24 protein-coding genes are annotated in these 23,127 nt (G+C 41.1%); 1 reads left to right on the top strand and 23 read right to left on the bottom strand.

Annotated features, from left to right (window positions below; all coding sequences use genetic code 11):
- Positions 1-130: 130 nt before the first annotated feature.
- The 4 genes from clpP to LIT25_07085 form a co-directional block, all read right to left on the bottom strand.
- Positions 131-712: an ATP-dependent Clp endopeptidase proteolytic subunit ClpP gene (gene clpP, locus LIT25_07100; protein ID USK35091.1), complete on the bottom strand. Its 582-nt coding sequence runs from the start codon at positions 710-712 to the stop codon at positions 131-133.
- A 30-nt stretch (positions 713-742) separates the two neighbouring features.
- The gene (locus LIT25_07095; protein USK35090.1) at positions 743-1,438 is read right to left on the bottom strand and encodes a sigma-70 family RNA polymerase sigma factor; all 696 of its coding nucleotides are present in this window, start codon (positions 1,436-1,438) and stop codon (positions 743-745) included.
- 173 nt (positions 1,439-1,611) lie between these two features.
- The gene (locus tag LIT25_07090; GenBank protein ID USK35089.1) at positions 1,612-2,919 is read right to left on the bottom strand and encodes an MHS family MFS transporter; all 1,308 of its coding nucleotides are present in this window, start codon (positions 2,917-2,919) and stop codon (positions 1,612-1,614) included.
- A gap of 85 nt (positions 2,920-3,004) precedes the next feature.
- Complete coding sequence (locus tag LIT25_07085; GenBank protein ID USK35088.1) at positions 3,005-4,579, bottom strand: AMP-binding protein; 1,575 nt, start codon at positions 4,577-4,579, stop codon at positions 3,005-3,007.
- A gap of 238 nt (positions 4,580-4,817) precedes the next feature.
- Here LIT25_07085 and LIT25_07080 point away from each other — a divergent pair, with 238 nt between their 5' ends.
- Complete coding sequence (locus LIT25_07080) at positions 4,818-5,417, top strand: TetR/AcrR family transcriptional regulator (GenBank protein USK35087.1); 600 nt, start codon at positions 4,818-4,820, stop codon at positions 5,415-5,417.
- A gap of 230 nt (positions 5,418-5,647) precedes the next feature.
- On the opposite strand, the gene LIT25_07075 is transcribed toward LIT25_07080, so the two are convergent.
- The 19 genes from LIT25_07075 to LIT25_06985 form a co-directional block, all read right to left on the bottom strand.
- Positions 5,648-6,505, bottom strand: a complete 858-nt coding sequence (locus LIT25_07075; GenBank protein USK35086.1) for a PHP domain-containing protein — start codon at positions 6,503-6,505, stop codon at positions 5,648-5,650.
- A gap of 20 nt (positions 6,506-6,525) precedes the next feature.
- The gene (gene phnL, locus LIT25_07070; protein ID USK35085.1) at positions 6,526-7,239 is read right to left on the bottom strand and encodes a phosphonate C-P lyase system protein PhnL; all 714 of its coding nucleotides are present in this window, start codon (positions 7,237-7,239) and stop codon (positions 6,526-6,528) included.
- A 25-nt stretch (positions 7,240-7,264) separates the two neighbouring features.
- Positions 7,265-7,870 carry an acetyltransferase gene (locus LIT25_07065; GenBank protein ID USK35084.1) on the bottom strand — a complete coding sequence of 202 codons (606 nt, stop codon included), beginning with the start codon at positions 7,868-7,870 and terminating at the stop codon, positions 7,265-7,267.
- A 14-nt stretch (positions 7,871-7,884) separates the two neighbouring features.
- A complete protein-coding gene (locus LIT25_07060; GenBank protein ID USK35083.1) occupies positions 7,885-9,066 on the bottom strand; it encodes an alpha-D-ribose 1-methylphosphonate 5-triphosphate diphosphatase in 1,182 nt (393 codons plus the stop codon).
- A gap of 19 nt (positions 9,067-9,085) precedes the next feature.
- Entirely contained in the window at positions 9,086-9,937 is an 852-nt protein-coding gene (locus LIT25_07055) for an ATP-binding cassette domain-containing protein (protein ID USK35082.1), read from the bottom strand.
- Positions 9,934-10,794 carry an alpha-D-ribose 1-methylphosphonate 5-phosphate C-P-lyase PhnJ gene (locus tag LIT25_07050; GenBank protein ID USK35081.1) on the bottom strand — a complete coding sequence of 287 codons (861 nt, stop codon included), beginning with the start codon at positions 10,792-10,794 and terminating at the stop codon, positions 9,934-9,936. The genes LIT25_07055 and LIT25_07050 overlap by 4 nt, the downstream gene beginning before the upstream one ends.
- A 25-nt stretch (positions 10,795-10,819) precedes the next feature.
- Entirely contained in the window at positions 10,820-11,941 is a 1,122-nt protein-coding gene (locus tag LIT25_07045; GenBank protein ID USK35080.1) for a carbon-phosphorus lyase complex subunit PhnI, read from the bottom strand.
- The gene (phnH, locus tag LIT25_07040; protein ID USK35079.1) at positions 11,942-12,562 is read right to left on the bottom strand and encodes a phosphonate C-P lyase system protein PhnH; all 621 of its coding nucleotides are present in this window, start codon (positions 12,560-12,562) and stop codon (positions 11,942-11,944) included.
- Entirely contained in the window at positions 12,549-12,986 is a 438-nt protein-coding gene (gene phnG / locus LIT25_07035) for a phosphonate C-P lyase system protein PhnG (protein ID USK35078.1), read from the bottom strand. The genes phnH and phnG overlap by 14 nt, the downstream gene beginning before the upstream one ends.
- A 418-nt stretch (positions 12,987-13,404) precedes the next feature.
- A complete protein-coding gene (locus tag LIT25_07030) occupies positions 13,405-14,247 on the bottom strand; it encodes an ABC transporter permease subunit (GenBank protein USK35077.1) in 843 nt (280 codons plus the stop codon).
- Entirely contained in the window at positions 14,247-15,032 is a 786-nt protein-coding gene (locus LIT25_07025; protein ID USK36187.1) for an ABC transporter permease subunit, read from the bottom strand. The genes LIT25_07030 and LIT25_07025 overlap by 1 nt, the downstream gene beginning before the upstream one ends.
- Complete coding sequence (phnC, locus tag LIT25_07020; GenBank protein ID USK35076.1) at positions 15,022-15,810, bottom strand: phosphonate ABC transporter ATP-binding protein; 789 nt, start codon at positions 15,808-15,810, stop codon at positions 15,022-15,024. Before phnC ends, LIT25_07025 begins: the two co-directional genes overlap by 11 nt.
- A 24-nt stretch (positions 15,811-15,834) precedes the next feature.
- Positions 15,835-16,869 carry a PhnD/SsuA/transferrin family substrate-binding protein gene (locus tag LIT25_07015; protein USK35075.1) on the bottom strand — a complete coding sequence of 345 codons (1,035 nt, stop codon included), beginning with the start codon at positions 16,867-16,869 and terminating at the stop codon, positions 15,835-15,837.
- Between the two features lie 86 nt (positions 16,870-16,955).
- Positions 16,956-17,678 carry a phosphonate metabolism transcriptional regulator PhnF gene (gene phnF / locus LIT25_07010; protein USK35074.1) on the bottom strand — a complete coding sequence of 241 codons (723 nt, stop codon included), beginning with the start codon at positions 17,676-17,678 and terminating at the stop codon, positions 16,956-16,958.
- A gap of 377 nt (positions 17,679-18,055) precedes the next feature.
- Positions 18,056-18,841, bottom strand: coding sequence for a TIM barrel protein (locus tag LIT25_07005; GenBank protein ID USK35073.1), 786 nt, complete (start codon positions 18,839-18,841; stop codon positions 18,056-18,058).
- On the bottom strand, positions 18,838-19,824 hold the full coding sequence (locus tag LIT25_07000) for a Gfo/Idh/MocA family oxidoreductase (GenBank protein ID USK35072.1): 987 nt from the start codon (positions 19,822-19,824) through the stop codon (positions 18,838-18,840). Before LIT25_07000 ends, LIT25_07005 begins: the two co-directional genes overlap by 4 nt.
- Before the next feature lie 92 nt (positions 19,825-19,916).
- Positions 19,917-20,750, bottom strand: a complete 834-nt coding sequence (locus tag LIT25_06995; GenBank protein USK35071.1) for a carbohydrate ABC transporter permease — start codon at positions 20,748-20,750, stop codon at positions 19,917-19,919.
- Positions 20,751-20,767: 17 nt separating this feature from the next.
- Positions 20,768-21,652 (bottom strand): sugar ABC transporter permease, encoded by an 885-nt coding sequence (locus LIT25_06990; GenBank protein ID USK36186.1) that lies wholly within the window; start codon positions 21,650-21,652, stop codon positions 20,768-20,770.
- Between the two features lie 152 nt (positions 21,653-21,804).
- Complete coding sequence (locus tag LIT25_06985) at positions 21,805-23,097, bottom strand: extracellular solute-binding protein (GenBank protein USK35070.1); 1,293 nt, start codon at positions 23,095-23,097, stop codon at positions 21,805-21,807.
- Positions 23,098-23,127 lie beyond the last annotated feature (30 nt).

The raw sequence follows: 23,127 nt of genomic DNA, 5'->3' as shown, positions 1-23,127 counted from the left end.
TTTTACCGTCATGTTATTACCTCTATAAAATGGATTTATCTTTAATTTACAATTGCCAATAGTAAAGTTCAATCTATACACGGAAAAAAAGATACATGAGAGCCCCACAGGCAATCATGTATCTCTCTTCTCATCTCGAAACAATAATCTCATCAATAATCCCGTATTCTTTCGCTTCAGCAGCACTCATGTAAAAATCACGGTCAGAATCTTTTGCTACTTTTTCAATGGATTGACCTGTACGTTCAGCGATGATTTCATTGATGTGTTCGCGAAGCTTCAGGATGCGGCGGGCGGAGATTTCAATTTCAGTTGCCTGGCCGCGTGCTCCGCCAAGCGGCTGATGGATCATAATTTCGCTGTTTGGGAGCGCAAATCGTTTTCCTTTTGTTCCGGCTAGTAGCAGCATCGCGCCAAATGAAGCGGCCATGCCGGTGCAGATGGTCCTGACATCGGGCTTGATATATTGCATTGTGTCAAAAATTGCGAACCCCGCCGTAATTGATCCTCCAGGGCTGTTTATATAAATGGATATGTCTTTTTCGTTATCTTCTGCCGCCAAAAACAGGAGCTGGGCGACAACTACGTTTGCTACATGATCATTAATTTCATCACCGATCATGATAATGCGGTCCTTCAATAGGCGGGAGTAAATATCATAGGAACGCTCTCCGCGCCCTGACTGTTCTATGACATATGGAATCGTACTCATTGGAGTTCCTCCTCGTTTCGATTTAGCAGGCTATGCAGCCATGCACAGAGAGGCCGAAGAAGAGAAGCTCGGTAAATGGCGCACACTTGTAAGCATGAGCGCAGGGCTGTCAGTACCATCAAATGTAAGAATTTTCGGCAATGCCTGAAGCAAGGGAGATGGGTCCTGAAATTGCAGGGAGGTATACATCAAGTCAGAAAGCAGCTCGCGTTCTTCCTCGTCCCAGTAGGAATCAGCCTCTTCCTTATCCTTCGCTAATCGTTTCTTTGCACGGAACAAAGCGGATTTAATCGAAGTCTCGGACGTTTCAAGCATTTCTCCAAGCTCTTTGGCCTGATATTGAAATCCTTCTTTCAGGAGAAAAAGGACTGCTTGCTTTGGGGTACACTTCGCTACTAAATGATCAATCATTTCTGAAAGTTCATTCATTCGTGATGCATGATCCCTTGCACTCAGCTCAGGAAGCTCGCCAAGAGATTCTTTTTTCCTTTTTCGAATCAAATCGACCCAATGATGATACGCCATTTTATTCAAAAGGGCAGAACTGATTTTTTCTTGCTCGTATTTAAGAATCGCTTTTAGCATCACATCCTGGGCTACATCTTCCCCGTCATGTTTATTTTGGGTCAGAAACTGACAATATTGCTGTAATTTTGGGTAGTGCTCAAGTATTTCAATCGCTTGCCAATCCTGTTTTTTTATGTCTGACAGCCTGTTACCGTGCATGATCTCACTCCTTTTAAACCTCTCTGCTTTTTAAACGAATGAATAGGGATGAAAAGATACGGGTTCGGTTATTTATTTTTATTCTATACAATTTCAATTGGTTTTGACCATTTAGATGAAAAAAACCGGCTCTGTTTTAGAGCGGGCCTTTTTTTAGGGTTTCCTGAATAAAATTAAACATTAAGAGTCTTGTCTGATTTGAACGTATCCACACGATCTTCGTACCGGGAAATTTTCCTGGTATCTGGTGCAAAGATACATAAGACAAGGGAGATCGCTATCCCCGACATCATGAATCCGCCAAAAACCCACGGTGATGGCCCATATGATTCTGCCATTGAGGTCCAAATCATTGGTCCAAATCCTACAATAGCGGCGGCAATCTGATACCCAACTGACAAACCGGTGTATCGAACTTTTGCAGGGAATAACTCAGAGAAAAAAGTTCCTTGAGTTGAAAAAATCGCCGCCCAGATGATGCCAAGCATTGCTGCCTGGAAATAGTAGAGCCAGATGGCACCTTCCCCGATCATCGTAAAGTATGGAACCGCAAAGAGGAACATTAGAATTAATCCGCCAATATAGATAACTTTACGACCTATAAAGTCAGATAGGTACCCAACAGCAGGAATGGTGATAATCATTGTAGCACAGCCTATTGTCAGGGCGGTTAGGGCTATATCGCGTGAGTAACCCAAATAGGACGTTGCAAAGACAAGGACATAGGACATGAGAAATACATTAAAAAATCCGTCACCCAATTTAAGTCCAATCACATGAAAAACGCTTTTCCAGTTGTTGCGGAAGGTCTCTATAATTGGCACCTTTGACAGTTCTCCACGCTCTTTTTGCTGCTGAAAAGCCGGGGTCTCATCTATACCGCTCCTGATCCACAGTGCCAGAACAATGAGCACAGCGCTGAATAGGAAGGGTATACGCCATCCCCATGCTAAAAATTGAGCATCGGTTGTCATTGAACTTATAAATGTAAGACTGAAGGACCCCGCAACCAATCCTAATGGAACACCTAATTGGGGAATGGAACCGTATAATCCGCGAACCCCTTTAGGAGCATACTCTGTTGCCAAAAGGACTGCTCCACCCCATTCACCGCCAAGGGCAATCCCTTGAAAAATCCTCAGGATCACAAGCATGATAGGGGCGAGTAAGCCGATCTGGGCATAGGTTGGCAGTAAACCAATTAGAAAGGAACTCCCTCCCATACCGATAAGTGTTAGCATAAGTGTAGCCTTTCGCCCAATCTTATCACCCATGTGCCCAAAAATGATACTTCCTATCGGGCGTGCAGCATATCCAGCTCCAAAGGTAGCAAAAGCGATAAGGAGTGATATCGCGGGATCCTGATTTGGAAAAAAGAGAGTTGAAAAAACTAATCCAGTTGCCGTACCATATAAATAGAAGTCATACCACTCTATAACCGAGCCAGCAAGGCTGGCAAAAAGAACACGGCTTTTTTTCATACTAATTCCCCCTTATGACGTTTACCTGCCCAAATCAAAAACGTTTACATTCGGATAATTTAAATAAGGTTTTAAAAGAAAACATCTATAAGTGCGCCTTCCCGCTTTCTTTATGTCTTTGCCTTAAAATATGCTTTTGCACTTTTCCAACTGCTGTTCTGGGAAATTCTTTGATAAACTCTATTGAATCTGGAACTTTGAATTTTGCTAAACGTTCACGGCAGTAAGATAATAACTCTTGCTCAGATCCTTCGTAATTTTCCTTTAAAATAACATATGCTTTTATTGCTTCATCACGAATGTCATCGGGGATGCCAATTACTGCAGCCTCGTATACACTTTGATGTTCAGCTAAAATACTCTCAACCTCATTGGCCGCAACATTTTCTCCGGCCCGTTTAATCATATCTTTTTTTCTATCAACAAAATAAAAATAACCGTCATCTTCAACCCTTGCATTATCCCCCGTGTATAGCCAGCCATCCCGCATTGTTTCTGCAGTTGCCTCAGGATTCTTAAAATACCCTTTCATCAGCGTGCGACCTGTAATTCCTTTAACAATGATTTGACCTGTCTCCTTTATATGTACATCGTTCCCATCATCATCTACAACTTTCACCTCATACCCGATCGTCGGTTTACCCATACTCATGTTTTTGCGTATTCCATCGATTGGATTCATTAATGGAACTCCTACTGTTTCTGTCATTCCATACATCTGTAATAATGAAACCTTATATTTTTCTTCAAATTTCTTTAATTGTTCCTCCGAGACCATTTGAGCAAACCAGATAATTCTTAATGAATGATTTATGTCATTGGGATCGTAATTTTGTGCAAGAATCATCCTAATTGGTGCAGCAAACAGCGAACCAACTGTCACATTGAGCCTTCTTGCTTGTTTGAAATAACCAGAGGCGCTAAATCGCTCGGTAATGGCAATACTGGCTCCCACCACCAAGGCTGACATTGCCGAATAGTATTGTGCATTTCCGTGAAATAAAGGCAGAACAATGAATTGTCTATCATTCGGAGATAACCGAATTGACTTCGACATCACTTCACCTGTAAAGATGTAATTTGCGTGAGTAACCTGAACCCCTTTAGGTTTAGAAGTCGTTCCAGATGTGTATAACATTGCTGCTGTATCTTCTGAATCTAATTTGACAGTTTCATAATTAGGTTTAGCATTCTCTATTAACCTATTCAAATTTTGACCTTCAAAATCCGCCCCTTCATAACGTGCCAACAATATTTCTTTAAGTTTCGGCAAGTTTTTATGAATACAATTTATTTTATCCAAGTGTTCCTTCTCAGTAATAATTAGGACTGATTCTGAATGTTCTAAGATATATTCCATTTCGTTTGAAGTGGATAAAGGATTTGTTGGAACCATGATGGCTCCGATGCTGGCCAAAGCAAACCATGAAGTCATGAAATCCAAACTATTAGGAAGGTGCAATGCTACATGATTGCCTTTTTCTACACCAAAATCGACGAATACTTGACTCAATCGGTATACACGCTCAGCAAATTCCCCATAAGTAAAGCCATACTTTCGTACCTCTTTATCTTCAAAAATAAGAAACGTTTTATCACGATGTGCGGCAACTTTCTCATTAAATAAATCCCGCAAGTTTTTATCCCCGACAATATCCATACAAACCCCCTCCTGGTTAAAACGCTTTCATTTTATCCGATTTAACGAACCACAGTCAGAAACTATAGTCTTTCATTTATTGTAGAGCAGCGTCCTTCTATCGTCAATTCTATTTTCTGAATTTTTAGAAATGTAAAATAAATTATGTTTATGGCAGGGTTACAACTAATCAGATTCTAGTTTTTAATGGTAAAATATCTATTAATATTATTACCTTGTTAACTAAAGGAGAATTATTATGTCACGTTTGACTCCAAGAAAAATGAAAGCTCTGCAAACAAAACAAAGAATTTTAGAAACAGCACTAGAGCTTTTTAGTAAAAAGGGATTTGATCATGTAACTGTTGATGAAATAGTCAGTAAAAGCGAAACATCCAAAGGCGCTTTTTATGTGCATTTTAATTCTAAATACGAAATCTTCCTTGAAAAATTTAAGGAAATCGATGACTTTTATGCTTCTTTTATTCAATCTCTCCCGAGCGGAATATCCTCTCATGAAAAATTACTTCTGTTTACTCAATCCCAAATGATTTATCTTAGGGATTCTTTAGGTAAAGATATTATGAGGACAGTTTATATGAGCGGTTTAATTCCAGCGCAAGTGAATTACTTTTCCAATACTGATCGTAATCTCTATAAGATTGTCTATACTTTAGTTAAAGAAGGTCAGGAAGCTGGTGAAATCAAAAAAGATCTTTCATCAAATGAAATAACGATGTTAATAACTCGCTGCATGCGAGGAACACTATATGATTGGCTATTATTTGAAGAGAATTACGATCTATTAGATGAAAGCCAAAAATTCATAAGAACTATTTTAGGAGGAATTCAAAAGTGAATGATACTTATTGGAAAATCCTTAAATTGTAGAATTTAGAGGAATCTTAAAAACATTTTTTGTGAACAACCTTTTTTTATCCGCTAAGTTCCTTTGTAAGAGGCCGGCTCTTTCAGTTTGGTCCGGCCTCTGAATAAAAAGAAACCCTTTTCAACTCGTTACATAGCTTTACAAATAAACAGTTATTCCTGCTATGAAAAAAAGATACCCCATTGGATATCTATCACACATCATAGCTTTAGCATACTATCTTTTCTCGCGATCAATTTATCAAATTCCACTTGATCTGCTGCAAAAGCCCCGATTTCAGATTGTGTATCACTATAAAGCCCGTGAAAATCGGAACCTCCTGTTTGAATCAAGTTAAAGCGCTCTGCTAAATGTCTAGCTTTCATTCTGTCTGTTTGATTATGCAGCGGATGGTTGACTTCAATTCCCTCTAAGCCAAGCTGTGCCCATTCTTCGACTGCATCAAAGTTATGAAATTGGCCTGGGTGTGCAAGGACAGGCAGTCCGCCGGCCCTTCGAATGGCTTTAATCGCATCTTCTGCTGAAACATATTCAATAGGTATATACGCCATTCCTCTCTCTTCTGCAGTACTTCCTTTTGAAAACAGCTTTTTGTAAAGCGTGCCATAGATGGATGTTGTGTAGCCCTTTTTCAATAATGCATGCATAATATGCTGTTTATAGACACCTGTTCCGCCTGCAGCAAGCTCCTCGACTTCATTCCATGACAGGTCGTAGCCTGCTTCAATTAATATCCTGACCATCTTTTGGGATGCATTGTTTCTTTGTTCGATTAAAGGCTGACAGAGTTCACTTATTGCTTCATGTCCAGGTGTCACATACAGTCCTAATATGTGAGCACGATTTCCTCGAGTGAAATCAAATGCCGATATTTCTATGCCTGGAATAATGGAAACGCCAAGTGCCTTTCCGATTTCTGCTGCTTCACTGAGCCCTGAAGTTGTGTCATGATTTGTGATAGCCAAATGCGTAACACCTTTTTGTTCAGCAATTGAAATAACTTCTTCTGTTGTAAATGAACAGTCCGATATCTTTGTATGACAATGCAAATCGATCATTTTTTCTGTCAGCTCCATTCTTAAACGATCATTTCATCCTTTAATACACCTTGCATTAAGCTGTATTCACGATCCACCACTGTCTCCATGAAATCAAGATCGTGGAAAATGCCAATCATGCTCGTTCCCTCTGTTTTCAGCTGCAGAATCATTTCCTTTACCGAAATCTTTGATGCATCATCAAGGGAGGCAGTCGGTTCATCGAGCAGCAATAATTTAGGGCGTTTAACCATGGCCTGTGCCAAATTCAGCCGCAGTTTTTCTCCGCCGCTGAACGTGCGGGGATAAGAATCCCATAAGGAAGATGGAAGGTTGAAATGAGCCAATATTGATTTTGCCTCCGCCGCTGCATGTTCGCTTCCTTTTCCCATTTCCATCAGTGCTTCTGCAACAACCTCAATTGCTGTAATCCTTGGCATAACATTTAAAAATTGAGATACATATCCTATCTCATGTTTTCGGATGGCAATCATTTCCCGATCGGTCGCTTTCACCAAATCAATGGGTCCAAACTGCTCCGATTTGTAATGCATAGAACCGCCTGTCGGTGCATACGTCCGGTAAATGCTTTTTAGTACAGTTGACTTTCCTGATCCGCTTTTGCCTGTTATTCCGATAAATTCACCTTCGTTAAGTAAAAAACTGATGCCATTGCAGCCTATAATCTGTTTTTCATTAAATTCATGCATTTTAAACGTTTTTTGCAAGTTTTCTACTTTCAATAATTCGTTCATTGTTTTCCTCCTTCTAGGGCGGAGATTACTTTCCATATTTCCGGATAAAAAGTTCGACATCATTTAATTCTTCTAAGCGTTCTTCCAATGTAGGGCGATCCCAATTCCACCATGCAATCTCCAGCAGTTTTTCCGCGATTTCTTTTGGAAAGCGCTCTTTAATTGGCTTTGCCGGCACTCCAGCTGCAATCATGTAAGGAGGGACGTCTTTGGTCACAACAGCCCCAGAACCGATGACTGCACCTGTCCCAATCGATACACCCGGCATGATAATGGCACCATGGCCGATCCAGACATCATGGCCAATCGTTACTTTATGGTCTTTTCTCCATTCGAAAAACTCCGTGTCGTCATATTCACCTAAGTCATATTGAACTCTGCGGTAGGTCAAGTGATGCTGAGTGACTCTCCACATTGGGTGATTAACCGGATGAATTCTCACATGGGAGGCAATTGAACAATACTTCCCGACCTCTGAATACGTAATTTGAGCATCTCCTGCAGTATAGGTGTAATCACCAATGATAGATTCTTCTATAACGGAGTTTGCTCCTATTTCTGTCCAGGCGCCAAGTGTGCTGTCAAGAACCTTTGCACCCTCATGAATGGTTGGCTTTTCTGATAATTTCATTCTTTTTTCATCCTTTACATTGGAATTGGGACTGCCGCAGGGAAGTGATAATTCATTTGACAGACAACCTGGCCGTTTACCATCACCATTTCAAGAACCGGACGCACACCTTCTTCACTAATAATAATGAGATCGGCAAGCTTTCCTTCTTCAATCGAACCTATTTCCATTTCCATGCCCAGCGCTTTCGCCGGATTTAAAGACACCATATTAAAAGCTTGATAGATTGGCATTCCTTCTTTATACAATTTAAAAGCTGCATGCAATAAAGATGATGGATAATAGTCAGAGCATAGAATATCAACCGCACCATTCTGAACAGCTTCCAGTGCAGAAACATTATTGCTGTGTGATTTTCCAAGCAGGGCATTTGGTGCTCCCATGACAACATACAGTCCTTCTTCCTTCGCCTTCACAGCTACATCAAGCTCAATCGGAAACTCACTGATGACAGCGTTCCAAGATTTAACCAAGTCAATTTTCTCAAGTGTATCGTCATCATGAGAGGCAAGGGGGATGTTATATTCTGCTGCAAGCTCTGACAGCTCCGCTAAGATTTCACCGTTTAATTTCGGCAGCAGCTTGCTGTCTTCAATGACCTGCTTTGCTTCTTCCTCTGTAAAATGACGATGCTCCATTAACAATCGTTTATGAACCTCTAAATCACGAAATTGACCTTGTCCAGGCGTGTGATCCATAAAAGATAACTGATCAATTTTCCCGTCCTTCATCATTTTTTTCACATCTTCAACTGCGACTGTGTTTGTTATTTCATATCTTAAGTGTGTTTTGTGGCGGATCAGCTGTTTTCCGGCAGACAGCCGTTTGATATCATCAATTACCTGCAGCACCGTATCATTTTGACGAATCCATTTTTTCGCATTTTCCTCCATAAGCGATAAAGAATGATAGATTGTCGTAATACCTTCTCCAACAAGCTTTTTTTCCAGCTCGAAAAATGAGATTTCTATTGGAAAAGTACTGCTTGGACGAGGTTCCAGCTCTAATTCAATTGCATCGCTGTGGGAATCAACCAAACCTGGGAGAACCCATCTTCCTGCTGCATCAATATCCTCAAATCCAATCGCTTTCGGTTCTCCTTCATTAATAGAAGCGATTTTTCCTTCAAGAATTTCAATCGTCCCATTCTCGATGACGTTTTCAGGCGTTACGATTTTTGCATGATAGATTTTCATAGGTCACCTCATCTAATTTTTATAAAAGAGAATGCACAAGCAATTGAGTATAAGGGTGCTCTGGATCTTCTAAGATTTGGTCGGTTAATCCCTGTTCGACAACTCTTCCGCTTTTCATCACAAGCGTCCGGTCAGCAAGCATGCGAATCACGCCAAGATCATGGGAAACAACAATCATGGATACGCCAAACTCACGCTGAATACAGCGGATAAGATCCAATACTTTTGCCTGTACCGATAAATCCAGGCCAGTTGTCACTTCATCAAGCAAAAGAATGGGAGGATTATTCGCCATCGCTTTTGAAATCTGCACGCGCTGCTGCATGCCGCCGCTGAAATTCTTCGGAAGCTCATCCATCCGGCTGACCGGAATTTCAACATGCTCTAGCAGCTCTGATGCGCGTTCACGGATGTTTCCGACATGGTAGTTCCCTGACGCGATTAATTTTTCTGCAATGTTTCCTCCGCTTGAAAACGACATTTTAAGACCGAGCCATGGATTTTGATAAACCATTCCCATCATGTAATTGCGGATATACCGTTTCTGCTGGGCAGAGACTGAAAAAATATTAGCTTTTCCGTCATGGTATGTGGAGATGGTTGCTTCCCCTGAAGTGACAGCATCATCAAAATAGAGGCTCTTAACGAAGGAGCTTTTCCCTGAACCGCTTTCGCCGACGATCCCTAAAATTTCTCCCTGATACAAATCCACATTCACATCAATGCATGCCCAGACACTGCCGCATTTTGGACAACGGTTGTCATTGCTTTTAAGGTCCTGCGGTGAATGACAATGAGTGCATCCTTTCCCAAATCGTTTATTCATATTTCTTACTTTTAATAGAGGGGTGTCCGCCGTTGTCTGAATCATACTTCTAACCTCTTTTCTCCCTGAACCTTTGTACAATGGCCGGTATCTGAACATTGATGCACTTTCTCTCCTGTTTCGCTGTTGTATATTTCATCAAGGAACGTGTCTTCGCTGCCGCATATATGACATGAAAGACCTTCAAACCGTTCTGTTTCAAAAGGATAATCCTCAAATTCAAGCGGAGCGACATTCGTATAAGGAGGAATGGCATAAATCTTCTTTTCTCTTCCTGCTCCGAAAAGATAGAGGCCTTCTGCCTGATGAAGCTTCAGCAAATCATAGCGCGGGATTGGACTTGGATTAAAAATGTAGCGGCCATTCACCAAGCTTGGGTAATCAGCGCCTATCGTAATTTTTCCATAGTGCACAATATCTTCATATAATCTAAGCCACATTGAGCTGTAGTCCATTTCAGCATGCAGTTTTTTCGTTTCCTGCTCCTTTGCTTCTACTCTTCTCAGCGGTTCAGGCAGGGGCACCTGCAAAACTAATATTTGATCTTCGCGCAGTGGTGTTTCAGGTACTCTGTGTCTGGTTTGAATTATCGTGGCTTCCTCAGAATCATTGGTAGTTATGACGTTTGAGCAAGATTCAATCAACTTTTTAATGCTGACCGCATTCACACTGTCATCATGACCTTGATCGATAACCTTCACACAGTCCCTCTCTCCGATCAATGATAGTGTAAGCTGCAGTCCACCTGTTCCCCAGCCTCTGCCGATTGGCAGCTCTCTTGATGCAAAAGGGACCTGATAGCCTGGAATGGCAATGGCTTTCAGTGTGGAACGGCGAATTTCCATTTTTGATCCTTCGTCTAAAAAAGCATAATTGTATGCTTGCTTTAGCTGCTTTTTCATGATTAACACTCCTTTCTCTCTGGAATTATGTATGACTGAACGATCCTTCTCTTTCGAATTGGGCTGTTTTAGAAGCTGTTTCTGCTTGAGCCTGCCGGATTCGATCCAAAGTGGATTGAAAGGTAATATAATGAGGCAATTTCAAATGGGAGACAAAGCCATTTGATTCAATGCTGTCTATATGCAGCAGCACAAACTCTTCATCCTGTGCAGGGGATGTCCCCTTAGTCTCCAAGCTTCTTTCCAAAATGGCCATAGCGATCGCCTTTACTTCGTTTTGACCAAATGTCAGTCCGTAACCGAGCATAAACTCGACGTCTCCCTCATCGTTCTGTGTAAAAGAGTTGATGGTTTCAACTTCAGTCAGCAGCACTTCTCCAATATAGAGACTGTCATCCTCATCTCCAAACGGATATGGAATATGAACATCTGTGTGTCCAACCCGCAATTCTCCAATTGTCGGATGAACAACTCCATACCCTCTCATACTGCTGTAAGCCATCGCCGTCATGGCTCCAGTTTCACCCCTTGCAAGAGATTGAAGCCTAGCAGATCGTGAAGCCGGAAACGTTATTTTTTCCCGGGTAATATCAAAAGGCTCCTCTTCATTCTTCTCCCGGTTTGAAAGAAAACCCTGATCTCTCAGCAAGTCTGCAACCTTTTGAAAAGTGTGTTCAAACTTGATGTCTTCTGCACCTAGATTCATAGATTCCAAAAATGATTGAATTTCTTGTTCATCTTCATTTCTTAAATGAAAATTTAATAAGCGATGGGTATAATCATAGGTTGGACCAAGCAGCTGTCCGCCAGGGATATCTTTAAATGAAGAGGAAATTCTTCTGACCACTCTCATGTCCCCCGGTTCGGCGGTGAGAGAATAATAGTTTCTTGGAAGAGTAGATCGATAGGCTCTTAATAAAAATGCCGCTTCAGCAGGATCTCCTTCTGATTGCTTGAGGGCAAGAGCTGCATATTCAGGTGCATATAAGCCGCCTTCTCCCATCACCCGGTCGATCAAAAGGCGCATTTGACTTTCAATTTGATTCGTTTTTAAGGTTTCTCCCCTATCCTTTAAGCGAAAATAATCAACTAGACGACTTGCATGCTCAATTGCTTTTTGCCCTCCAGTTACTGCTACATACCCCACTCAGATCTCCTCCCTTTCAATCACTGTAGTACGTGGAATCGCCATGATTTCACCAGAAGAGGTTGTCAGAATCATGTCAACTCCGAGCGGAAATTCACTGTTTATTTTCTTTCTCTCGGCTATCCAGGCAGAAGGCAGTCCATCTGCATATACCTTTCTTGCGCCTTGAATGCCAGGGCCAGTTAACTTTAGCTTCATGCCATCTCCAGGACCGTCTGTCAATGTATTCACTTGAATCAGAATCGTTGCGCTTAAATGAGGATCTTCCAGAGTTCCAGCCTTTACTTCATTCATTACACTTTGAATCTCTGCATCACTCAGCTGTTTCCCGATAAAAACATAATGGGCTTCATGCAGCTCGGCAGTTTGGCTGAAAGTCTGCCAATATATATATTGTTCAGCCTTTTCTTTAAGATCAGATATCACGTGAAAACTCACTTCCCGATCGACAAGCGTATAAGCAAGACTAAGCAGGGGCTTAGAAAATAAACTCTCATGATCATCTTGGAATAAATAAGGCTCAATGGAATTCACTTTACCCGGTCTTGCCATGCAATCCAGAAGCTTGCGGTAAATTTGCTGTGTATTGTTCACAGCATCAAACGGCTCAACTTTTGTCATTGTAATCCTCCATCGTGTCAAAACTTACTTGTGAACGGGCAAGTATTGACATTTCTTTTTGCTTTAGCTTTGCTATGTTCCTTTCTTCCTCTTCAAGTTCATGAAGCCAAATCCCAGCAATCGGGAGCTTTGCATTAAAGGCGGCATCCACAACGGCAAGCGAATATGCCCGGTCTGGCTCTTCGCCCATCAGCACGCCAACTCCTTGCGAGCCATGAACTTCAACGGCGCAGTCTGTAATGAGAACTTCACCCATATAAAATGGCTGCCTGGAAACCGAATCACGCGTTTTCATCATGACAAGACCAGTACTTGGTGAACGGTTCACTTTAACTGTGTGAGCTTCCTCAACTTGGGCTGATAATTTCTTAAGCAGATTTGGATTTCCTTCTATTAAAATCTTTGATAACCTAGATTTTTTCATTGGTTCTCCTCTCATAAACAGTTTGTTTGAAGATGAATGGCGTTTCATCTTTTCCTTACTTACAATCTAACTTGTCGCCAAGTTTCAAAGGTTAAGGGAATGTAAAAAAAGGTAAAGAATGAGTAAAGTTAAGTGAGACTATATATCTCTGGTTCATTTTGTTCACATTTATACGGAATTCATTCGGAAAGTCTCGGGATTATTTTTGAAAGTATCGGAATTAAATGAAAAAGTCTCGGGAAAATGGTTGAAAGTCTCGGAATTAACTAAGAAGGGCACTCCATTTGTGAATAGGAATGGCTTTTTTTAGAAAAAGAACACTTTAATCTGTAACACGTATCAGGATTAGGTCTAAATAATGGCACCTGTTGTCTTAAATCCATGGCGAAACAAAAAACGCCGAAGCATCGGCGTTTTATTAGCGGGCATGAAGACCTGATTTAATTCGAATAGCCAGAATCTCAAGCAAAATAGCAAACGTTAAAATGAAATATGTGATCATTCCAACTTCTCTCAAGTCAAAATAGAATCCGCTTGCCATAAACAAATCAAATCCGATTCCGCCCGCACCTGCAGCCGCACCCATCGCTACAGCTACCCCGAAGTTTATTTCAAATCGCAGAAACGTCCATGAAATCAAATAGGTAATCGTTGAAGGCATGACAGCCTGAAACACAATTTGCCAGAAGCTTGCCCCGCTTCCCCGCAGGGCTTCAATGACTCCTTCATCCATCTCCTCGAAGGATTCCGAGTAAGCTTTAATTAAATATCCGACAGAGTGAAACGTCATCCCGATTACAGCGGCTACGCTGCCAAGTCCAGCAGCAACAGCAAAAATTAACACCCATAGCACCGTAGGAACAGCTCGAATAAAGGCAACTGCTCCTTTGATAACAGCTGAAACCTTCTCATTCGATAAATTCCGCGCTGCAAATAGACCAAGAAATAAGGCGATTACAGCTCCAAACAATGTCGTAAGAGCTGCCAGGCTGATTGTAATTAAAACCTGATAAATCGCTTCAGAAAAAGTGAAATGAACAAAATGAGCCTCTGTGAACATTATTTTGAAATTTTCAAAAGCAGCAGCAAGTCCGCCTAACAAAGTAATATCCTTATAATCAAAGCTTATGAACCCATAAACCGTCAAAATGGCAAGAGCAGTCATCGTCAGCTGGATGATGAATGACTGTTTAGTAAAGGGCTTTACTTTAATCCGTTTTCCTGCCGCATTCGGGGGTATGGAAAAGCCTTCTATTCTCATTATAAAATCACCCTCCTCACGTAATTTGAGGCCGCTTCAATCAGCAAAATGGACACAACGATCAGAAGAACGACTAAACTCGCTGAAGAGTAATTAAGACTTTTATAATAAAGGTCAAAAGAAAATCCAATTCCTGTCCCTGTCAGAATTCCTACGAGCGTCGCACTTCTGATATTCGTCTCAATCATAAAAAGCACCCAGCTGATCATTTGAGGAAGACACGCCGGAATGACGGAGTGAATAATCACCGTAAAATAACCGGCGCCTGTTGCCTGCAATGCTTCAACCGCGCCATAACCGACTTCATCAATCGTTTCCATGAATGCTCTTGTCAAAAAACCAAAGGACACAAAAAATAAAGCAAAATATCCTGTCAGCGAGCTTTGGCCAAAGGAAAAAAGCAAAATCATGGCCCAGGCAGCAACATCGATATTCCTGAACAAGGTCGCAATTCCTCTGCTCAAACCTGCAAACAAACCGTTTACTTTCGTTGTTTTTGAACCGGCAATGGCAAAGAAAACAGCAAGTACTGCTGCTACAGATGCTGCTGCAATGGAAATAAGCAATGTTTCAATCAATTTATCAAAAATGGAAGGCAGATTTTCCAATGATTCAGCCGTGGGATAGAAATTTGAAAATCCCCAGACAATTGCTTTTGGGATAGAAGCAAACCCTTCCTGCAAATTAAACTGGGTGATCAGCATGGCCCCATATGTGACTGATAAAAGAATAGCCAAAACCACCGCAGATTGAATACGTTTTTTAAAAAAGAAGTTACCCTGCATTGCGGCCACCTGCATCCATAATCAATTCTCCTGCTTCTGAGCCATAAATACTGTGTATTTGTTCATTTGTTATATTTTTCGGCGGGCCATCGTATACAACCTTTCCCTTGCTGACACCAATGATGCGATCGGAATAGGCTAAAGCCACATCTACTTGATGCAAATTGACAAGGACCGTAATTCCCATTGATTTCGAGATTGTTTTCAAATGATCCATAATAATTTTTGATGCATTCGGATCCAGAGACGCTATCGGTTCATCACAAAGCAGCAGTCTTGGATCTTGAATCAAGGCTCTTGCAATGCCGACGCGCTGTTTCTGTCCTCCGCTCAGCTGATCACATCTCTTATAAATTTGATCGCCAAGTCCCAATGCTTGAAGGATTTTTAATGCTTCCTGCTTCTCTTCTTCCTTGTATATGCCAAACATCCCAGCGAAAACAGACTTATAGCCAAGCCGTCCATGCAGCACATTTTCAATCACACTTAAACGGTTCACAAGATTATAGTGCTGAAAAATCATGCCGATTTTCGTTCTCGCTTTTCGTAAATCCCGCTTTCCCAAAGAATTCAAATTCGTCTGATCAAATAGTATTTCTCCGTCTGTTGCATCAATCATTCTGTTGATGCAGCGAAGGAGCGTTGATTTCCCCGCTCCAGATGGACCGATAATGGAAACAAACTCTCCTTCGTTTACAGAGAAAGTAACATCTGATAACGCCTTCGTATCTTTCCCATACTGCTTAGATACTCCGGTTACCTGAAGCAACGCTTTCATTGTTATCTCCCTCTTCTTCATGATTTATTTAGATAATTCTCTGATCGGATCAAACCATGCATCTTCTACTTCAAGGAATCGTTCTTTGTCCGTTTTGTAGAACAAGCCTGAAGTCTCTGAATCTTCCGGAATGAAAATATTCTCATTGCTTGCCATTTCATCAGAAGTAAAGGCTTCTTTAAGAGATTTAATATCTTCTTCACTGACTGTTTCTGTATTGACTGTAAATGGTGCATTCAATACCGGTGTGACAGAAATTAACGTGAACTCTTTACCAGGGACTGTATTAAATGGCTCCGCAGCATCCTCTTTTACTTTGTAAACCGCTCCTGCAGTATTCTCATCACCTTCAGATAGCTCAACATAGTTTTGAACACAAGTATCACAAAACGCTGCTGCATCTGATTTACCTGCCAGTAAGTTCACTGCAGATCCCTGGTGGGAACCGCCATATTGAACCTCGCTGAAAAACTTTCCGCCTTCTAGCAAGTCTTCTGCTTTAAGATCTTTGTACTCGTCCATTTTGCTGAAATAGGAAACAATGCCGTCTGAAGGTACTTTAAAGCCAGAAGTAGAGCTGTTTGAGACAAATGAAAACTTTTTATCTTTGATTTCATCAATCTTGAATTCTTCGCCGTCTTTATATGACTCTGCATTTTCTTTTTGTACAGCAAGCCAGCTGTGATAAACAGCATCGTCGATTGTACCTGATGCACCGCTTGGAACAACCAGCGGCTGTACTTTTTCGTTTTTAGCATTAGCTTCGATGTAGCCTTGCGCTCCCATAAAGGCGATATCTGCATTTCCATTTGCAATCGATTCGATCGCAATAATGTAATCTGTCGTCGTTTTGTGCTCAACCTTTTTGCCAGTTGCTTCTTCAACCACTTTACCGATTTCCTCGCGTGCACCTTTTAAATCAGCCCCGGATTCATTAGGATACCAGGCAATCGTCAGCGTATCATCACTGCCTCCGCTTCCGCTTTGTGCTTCAGATGAACAGGCAGACAAAATTGCAGCAAAACTAAACAGGAACATAAGAACAAACCATTTTTTCATCGAAAATTCTCCTTTTAACTTGTTTTAGTTTGGTGGATATCGAATTCAGAAAACGCAAAGCTTTAAGAAATGCAGACAACACCCCCTTAAAATTCGATCAGGCAGCGATGCATGTCGCTTCTGACTCTTGCAATGCTGTATTCAACCGGGGAACCCCCAGGATGATTCATCAGACTTTCAATTTGCACAATCGGCACGCTCTCAGGAATCAGCAATACCTTTGCATCTTTCAAAAACGGAAGACTTGCGTGAAAAATGGATTTGCATCGCACAGGGCGAAACTGATAGTGTTTTTCTAGCAGCCCATATAAGGAATGAAAATCCTCAAAATAATTTTCAAGCCCTGGAACCTCTGCTTCTGGAAAAACGGTTGTCGTGACGGACATCGGCATTTCATCCACATATCTTAAAATCTCTAAACGGTACACTTTCTCATTCTGCTGAATCTGCAGATGCTCCCGCTCTTCTTCTGACGGCAGTCCTGCTTCCCAATGAAGCAGCTTGCTTTTATGCGGAACGCCTTGATTTGTCATATTTTCAGAGAATCTTGTTTGAGAGGACAGAACATATTGAACAGGCTTCATGATTCGGTTAATATAGCAGCCCTTTCCCTGAACCGGTGTGACCCAGCCAAGGTTGGTCATTCTTGCAATGGCTTGTCTTACTACATGCCGATTCACATGAAATTGGCGGCAAAGCTCATTTTCCGAAGGGATTTTTTCACTTTCCCTATAGTGGCCATTGCGGATTTTTTCAATCATCGATTCTGCGATCTGCAGATGCAAAACGGCTTCATCCTGAACCCTCATTCTGTTTTCTCCTTTCTGACTTTACTCACTGGTTTAAATGTACCTTATTAACAAGTTGGGATCGTTAAGGCAATGTAAAAGAGTTTTAGTTTTATGTAAAGGTTCAGTGAAATTTGTTATGATGTTCATACTATTTTTACATTCAAGCTGAAAATACCGTCAAAAATAAAGAAAAAGCCCCTCCCTTATACGGGAGAGACTTACTAGTGTTATATAAAACTTACAATATAAACAAAGCCTTTTTAGATATCTTCTACTTTACAGACCTTTATTGAGATGGATTCCTTTTTCATCCATCTCGGCTTTTTTTAACCAATTTTGCAGCACAAAAGAGCTCAGAACAAACATAAGCAACTCTTTATGAATGAGAAATGCAGTTATCTAGCACCCGCTTCAGATGGAAATACATTTTTAATAATGGTTTGTGAAAATTCTTCTAGAGCTTCATCTGTATTTTTTGTATAACCGCACTCTAACCCTACAAAACCATTGTACCCCGTTTCTTTAATGGCCTTAAGGATATTGACATAATTCAGTTCTCCAGAACCAGGCTGATTCCGCCCAGGATTATCAGCAATATGGTAATGGTTGATTCGATCTGCATAGTTCGTTGCGTTTCGAATGACATTCCCCTCTGTAATCTGCTGATGGTACACATCAAATACTAATTTAACATTCGGACTGTCGACTTTATCAATAATTGACACAGCCTCATCTGAATATTGGAGGAAATGTCCCTGATGATCAACAAGTCCATTCAAAGGTTCAACTTCAAGAATGACATCGGCATCCTCACACATAACAGCACACTGTTTTAATGTTTCAATCATTGCCTGCTGCTGAACTTCCCGGGATACACCATCCTGAACATTGCCGGTTTGAGTAATAATAGATGGAGTTCCAAGAATTTTACAAGCTTCAATGGTTTCTTTCAAACCTGCTAAATATTCAGCACGCCTGCTTGAATCAACTAAATTAAAATAGCGTGTGCAGGTAGCAATAATGCCTGCACCAATCCGTTCCTGTTCCTTTGAGATCTTTTCCAGATCAAGGTCCCACCAGCTGTAATACTCCAAACCTTGAAAGCCATGTTCTTTAATCTTCTCCAAATGGTAAATAGCATCCTTCCCTTTATAAGCACCTATACAAAGAGAAAACTTCATATTCTTGACAACTCCTTAAGTGAAACCGGTTTCCCAGACTCAGCCGATTCATTCGCTGCCAATGTTACCTTGTGCGTTTTGACAGCATCTCTATAATCTGATAAAACACTGGATGGATCACCTGTTTGTACAGCCTGAATAAAAGCCTCATCTTCCAAAAGATAAGGGTTCTTCCTATCATGATAGTCAAAAGTACGGTCTGGAGAAATCTCTTTCAGTCCTGATCCTGTAATTTCCAAAACTCCCTGTTCTGTATAAATGTCAAGGCCAACCTTATGTCCAACAGGAGACATACATGTATTGGATATTGTTGCAACCATTCCGTTATGGAGAGTCAATGTAACAGTCCCAACATCAGCAACGGTAGTTCCTTTTACTTTTTCATGCATCACACGTTTACCATAGGAGGCATAAACCTCTTTCACCTCTCCGCAAAGATAGCGCAATAAATCAACGATATGGGTTGTTTGCTCAACAAATTGTCCTCCTGAACCTTCCTGAAGTCTCCACCATGGCACCATGGGCATGCCTCCCATCCAGTAGCCCAGCGCCATACCCGCCTTACGTTCAGTGAGCATTGAAAGTGCTCTTTGAACTCCTTCCTGATAGCGCCAATGATAACCTACCGATGTGATCAATTTATTTGCTTCTACAAGCTTTAAAATGTCATCCGGCTGTTTATGATCAATGCCAAGCGGCTTTTCCACAAGAAAAGGAATGCCTCTCTCGATAACAGCTTTTTCTGCTTCACCATGCACCATAGGCGGAACACATATGTAAACGGCATCTAAATTCCGATCGTCAAGCATATCGTTTACATTTGCATAAGCCCTTGCATCAGACCATTGCTGTGCTTCCGCCTGCGCTCTTTCCACTTGAACATCGCATAAGGCTGATACTTGTACATCATTTATCTTGGCAAGATTATTTATGTGGAATTTTGCAATACCGCCTGTACCTATAAATCCAATTTTTAACGTCATAAAAATAGCCTCCTTATTAATTGGTTTCATCCTTTACTGGAGCTTCCAAATAATCATTTAGTGAAGGCCCCACCTCCTTTAAGGCAATTCTATTAATCTTTTAGGGCACCAGCTGTTATGCCAGAGATAAATTGACGGCTTACAAAAAGGAAGAAGATGATTAATGGTAGAGTGGCCATTAATGTACCTGCCATAACCATCCCGTAATCTGTTGTGTATATCCCATTTAACTGCGATAAAGCAACTTGAAGCGTGAATTTCTCAGGATCATTTAAAGCCACAAGCGGCCATAAATAGTCATTCCAGCTGCCAATAAAAGAGAAAATACCCAGAAATGCAAGCGCCGGTCTCAAGATTGGCAGAGCAATGTGCCAATATAGACTGAAGGGACTGCAGCCATCGAGTCTTCCCGCATCAAGCAAACTATCGTGTATAGCTTCCTCAGCAAACTGCTTGATCCAAAAGATCCCAAAAGCACTGGCGATGCCCGGGATGATCAGCGCTTTAAACGTACTGGCCCAGCCAATTTCCGCAACCATAAGAAAAGATGGAATAAATGAAAGCTGCGAAGGAATCATCATTGTGACCAGCAGGCCCCCGAACAATATTCTTTTTCCGGGAAACACGAACTTTGCGAACGTAAATCCTGCAAGTGAACAAAAGAATAAGATGCCAGCTGTTGATGCGCAAGCCACAAATAAGGTGTTTAAAAAAGCCTGAAAGAAGTCCACATTCAGAAGGACCTTTCCGATATTTGCAAAAAGCTCATTGCCAAGTGTCAGTTTAGGAGGAAACGCAAGAATGTCGCCCGTTTTATTTGAAGCCATAACGACAAGCCAGTAAAAAGGAAAGATAGAAATGAAAACACCTATTAATAAGATAAGATGCAGGATCATTTTTTTTAAACGTGCCTTCATTCGGTTCATTAGATCGATTCTCCCTTCTAGGATTTCACGCCAGTCCTCTGAACAACTTTCCAGTTGAATAATGAAAAAAGAGCAATGATTAGAAATAGTGCCCATGAAATGGCTGCTGCATATCCAAACTCATGCTTGATAAACCCTTGCTGATACATGTACAAAGCAATTGTTAAGCCCGACTCTCCAACGCCGCCAGAATCTCCAAGCAAAACTTGCGGCTCAGTGAACAGCTGCATGGATCCTATTGTTGTCATTAAAACAGTAAACAGGATAATAGGCCGAAGCATGGGAATCGTGATATGAAAAAACATTTGATATGAACTCGCACCATCTATTTTTGCAGCTTCGTAAAGTGTATTTGGAATACTTTGAAGGCCTGCAAGATAGATAATGGCGTTATAACCTGCCCATCGCCAGACAACCATGGAAGCAATCACAATTTTGACTAGAATGCCAGAGTTCATCCATGGAACAGGCTCAAGACCGATCACAGTTAATATATAATTGAAGAGACCATACTGATTTCCAAATATAGATTTAAAGATAATGGTAACCGCGACGATAGACGTAACATTAGTTAAGAAAAAAGCGGTTCTGTAGAATCCCTTGAACCTGAGCATGGGTACATTCAGCAAAAACGCTATGCACAATGCGCCAAACAGCATGGGAATAGTTGATAAAAACCAAATAATAAAGGTGTTTCCAATTGCCTTCCAAAAAACAGGATCCGTTATTAAATACCTGAATTGGACCAGCCCGACAAACTCCATTTCTCCAATTCCAGCCCAGCTTTGAAATGAAAGAAATAAAGAAAAGAGTACAGGAAACAAACCAAATGCTAAAAAGAGAAGATAAAATGGCGATATAAAGAGATACAATACTTTATTTTTATAAATATCATGCCAGATACTGCTTTTAGCTGACTGAACGGCTGGGTGTGCAAGTGTTTCCGTTTTTTCAATTTTCATAGGGCCATCCACCTTTCTAAGACCTCCTTTAATCTGCTGAAGAAGCATTCAGTCCATTTCATGAAGAATGCTAAATAGTTCCAGCCCGATCATTAATGTGAAAGTTCCCTTTTTATTTTTTCTAATGCATCTTTCCACGCTTTGCCGGGATCTTTATTTTGTCTTGCTATCAATAACAATTGTTCATCGAAAGCGGCACTAGCTGTAGAATGCTCAGGGCCATAGTATGCTACTGGAACATCTTGAGCTGCTTCGCTAAAGACCTCCACCGTTTTTTGGCCGCCAAAAAACGGCTCTTCCTCAATCATTTCCGGTTCATCAAATATGCTGGGTGTTGAAGGGAATAAATCCATTTTTAAATAGGATTGAAGCTGATTTTCAGGATTCATCAGCCACTTGATAACCTCATATGCCTCTTTAGGATGCTTTGAGCTTTTTAAAACTCCTATAAATGAACCCCCATTGTTCCCGCCACCGCCTGGAGCCCTTGCAACCCGCCACTTTCCTGCGGTATCAGGAGCAGCATCCTGAAGAATTAATTTTTCCCAGGAAGCGCCCACAAATGAAGCCACTTTTCCATTGTTCATGCCGGCGCTCCATTCAGGTCCATTTTCTAAGTTGGCGCTTAATCCTTTTTTATGGATTTCCACTCCATATTCCCAATCTTCTTTAATAGATGGACCATCCCCTATAAACTGATCAGATTTATTGAAGAATATATCTTTCCTTTGACTTGTGAGCTGGGTGAACACTCTGTTGATCGTATCAAACATGTAGACTCCGGTTTTTGCTTTCATTTGTTCTCCAGCTTTTATATAATCATCCCAAGTTGAAAGGTGTGCAGATACCTCAGCAGGGTCGGTTGGAAGCCCAGCTTCTTTAAATAAATCTTCCCGATAGAATAAAGCGGTTGGCCCAATGTCCATCGGCAGAGCAATTAAATGCTTTTTATCTGGTGTTAACGCCTTATTCCACTTCCAGTCCAAATATTGGTCTTTTATCTCTTCACCTTCTAAATCTAATAGATTTACAAACTCATCATGATATGGCAAAAACTCAGAAACCCAATCGTTCATTGCAACAATATCCGGTGCTCCGTTTTTTGCAATCAATGTAGTTTGAAGTTTTGTTTTGTAAGTGGCACCGTCAATTTTTTGGGTTTTCAATATAACATGAGGGAACTGCTCCTGAACTCTTGCCAAAAGTTCATCATCGATCGATCGATTGTAATACCATATTGTAAGCTGAACCTTGCTATCAGCGGCTGCATCTTCCGTACTTACAGGCTTTGTACATCCGATCACAACGCAAAACATAAAAAGGATCATGACGATTCCTGAAACCTTCTTTGACTTCATTGCAATCATTCCTTTTGACGTAGTCATAATTACACTTCTTACATGAACTAATAAGGA

The organism is Bacillus sp. F19 (assembly GCA_023823795.1).
In the GTDB taxonomy this organism is placed as follows: Bacteria; Bacillota; Bacilli; order Bacillales; family Bacillaceae; genus Bacillus_P.
The sequence above is the reverse complement of the archived record's forward strand: the minus strand, read 5'-3'. Positions and strand labels throughout refer to the sequence as shown.